Below are 2,110 nucleotides of genomic sequence, written 5' to 3' on the forward strand. Positions count from 1 at the left end.
GTCTGCGGCAGCAGTTCCTCGATCATCGTCCCTCGTCCTCCCCCGGCACGATCCGGCGCAGCCGCCCCGGCGGCTGCGTCCGCTTGCGCCATTCTCGCGGATAGCCCACCGACACCTCCTCGAAGCGGACACCGTCCTGCCGGGTGGTCCGGGGGATGTGCAGATGGCCGTAGACCATGGTGTGGACGGGGAACCGCCGGTGCCAGTCGTCGGTGAGCACGGTGCCGCACCACATGGCGAACTCGGGGTACCACAGGACGTCCGTCGGATGGCGGTGCAGCGGCCAGTGGTTGACCAGGACGAGCGGCAGTCCGTCCGGCACCTCGGCCAGCCGGCGCCCGGTCTCCTCGACCCGGGCCCGGCACCAGGCCTCCCGGCTCGGGTACGGGTCGGGGTGCAGCAGCTGCTCGTCGGTGCAGACGACCCCGGTGCCGTGCGCGTACTCCAGCCCCACGTCCTTGGTGGCGCACCCGGGGGGCAGGAACGAGTAGTCGTACAGCAGGAACAGCGGTGCGACGACGACCGGGCCGCCGGGGCCGTCCCAGACGGGGTAGGGGTCCTCGGGTGTGATCACCCCGAGGTCGCGGCACTGTTCGACCAGATGGTCGTAGCGGGCGACGCCGCGCAGGGTGACCGGGTCGCTCGGGTGGGTCCACAGCTCGTGGTTGCCGGGCACCCAGACGACCTTGGCGAACCGGCCGGCCAGGGTCTTGAGGGCCCAGCGGATGTCCTCCACCGTCTCCGCGACGTCACCGGCCACGATCAGCCAGTCCTTGTCCGACTCGGGCCGCATGCCGTCGACCAGGGCACGGTTCTCGGTGTAACCGATGTGCAGGTCGCTGATGGCCCACAGCTGTCCGCCGCCGTCTGTCCCCGACATCACCCGTCTCCCCCTTCAGCCGTCACACACTCCCGCACGAACGAGATCACATCCGTGCCGCCGGGACAAGCACGACCCGTCACTCGTGTGTGGTACTGGAACGGCTGCCGAAGCCCTATGATCTGCCCCATCACCACCGCCGTGAAACGTCCTGCGCACAGGGCGGTTCGGTGACCCTCCACACTCCTGCCCGGGCAGCGGGCCGCTGAGCCCTGCCCGCGAACCCCGGAAGGCGGCCTGCATGGTCTCTCGCGTACGCGTCTGGCTCAACCGCACGTACGCGGAGAACGTGTTCTTCATGGATCAGCTGCGGAGAAATCCCGGCGACCGGGCCGTCGAGATCCACGCCACCCACGGCGATCCCGACTCCCCCGTGCTGGCCGCCGCCGACACCGCCGAACTCGAACCCGAGGGGCTGTCCCCGGCGGCGTACGTCGAGTACGCGCTCGCCCAGTGCGAGCGGCGCGGCATCGACGTGTTCGTGCCCCGGCTGCACCAGGCGGCGATCGTCGCGCACCGCGCCGAGTTCGAGGCGGCCGGTACGGCGCTCCTCGCGCCGCCGCCCGAGGCGGTGGCCGTGTTCCACGACAAGGTGATCGCCTATGAGGCGGTCCAGGCGATCGGGGTGCCCGTGCCGCCGTGGTGGCGGGTCCGCAGTGCGGACGAACTCGTCGCGGCCGTCGACGAGTTGGAGGCGGGTGGGTACCGGGCCTGCTTCAAGCCCGCGTCCGGCGCGGGCGGGGTGGGCTTCCGCGTGATCACCCGTGCGCCCTTCTCGCTCACCCAGTTGAGCGGCTTCCCGAGCCCGCACGTGCCGCTCGGCCTGGTGCTGGACGCCCTGCGGGAGGCCGACGAGCCGGTGGACTGGCTGGTGATGCCCCGGCTGGAGCAGCCCGAGGTGTCGGTGGACTGTCTCACCGGCACCGACAACCGGATCCGGCTGGCGGTGGGGCGCACCAAGAACGGCCGGCGCAGGGGCTTCACGCTGCACGAGCAGTGGCTGGAGCCGGCCCGGCGGATCGCGGAGGGCTTCGGACTGCACTACCTGTCCAACATCCAGTTCCGGATGCTGGGCGAGCGGCCCGTGCTCATGGACGTCAACACCCGGCCGGCGGGTGGGCTGCACCAGCTGTCGCTGTGCGGGGTGAACGCCCCGTGGGCCGCCGTGCGGCTGGCGCTCGGCGAGGACCCGGGCGAGCTGGTACCGCCGTTCCTGGGCCAGGACTACAC

At 71.4% G+C, this 2,110-nt stretch carries 2 protein-coding genes; one reads left to right on the top strand and one right to left on the bottom strand.

From position 1 onward, the window contains the following. Positions 1–22: 22 nt before the first annotated feature. The gene (locus B7767_RS35025; protein WP_085575599.1) at positions 23–880 is read right to left on the bottom strand and encodes a metallophosphoesterase; all 858 of its coding nucleotides are present in this window, start codon (positions 878–880) and stop codon (positions 23–25) included. A 241-nt stretch (positions 881–1,121) separates the two neighbouring features. Here B7767_RS35025 and B7767_RS35030 point away from each other — a divergent pair. Then, the coding region (locus B7767_RS35030; protein WP_085575602.1) for an ATP-grasp domain-containing protein at positions 1,122–2,110 on the top strand (989 nt) is incomplete at its 3' end.

Origin of the sequence: Streptomyces sp. 13-12-16, from assembly GCF_002114215.1 — a bacterium.
Classification (GTDB): Bacteria; Actinomycetota; Actinomycetes; order Streptomycetales; family Streptomycetaceae; genus Streptomyces.

Coding starts and splice junctions, on each gene's coding strand:
- B7767_RS35025 (WP_085575599.1), bottom strand. CDS start 880: ATGTCGGGGACAGACGGCGGCGGACAGCTGTGGGCCATCAGCGACCTG.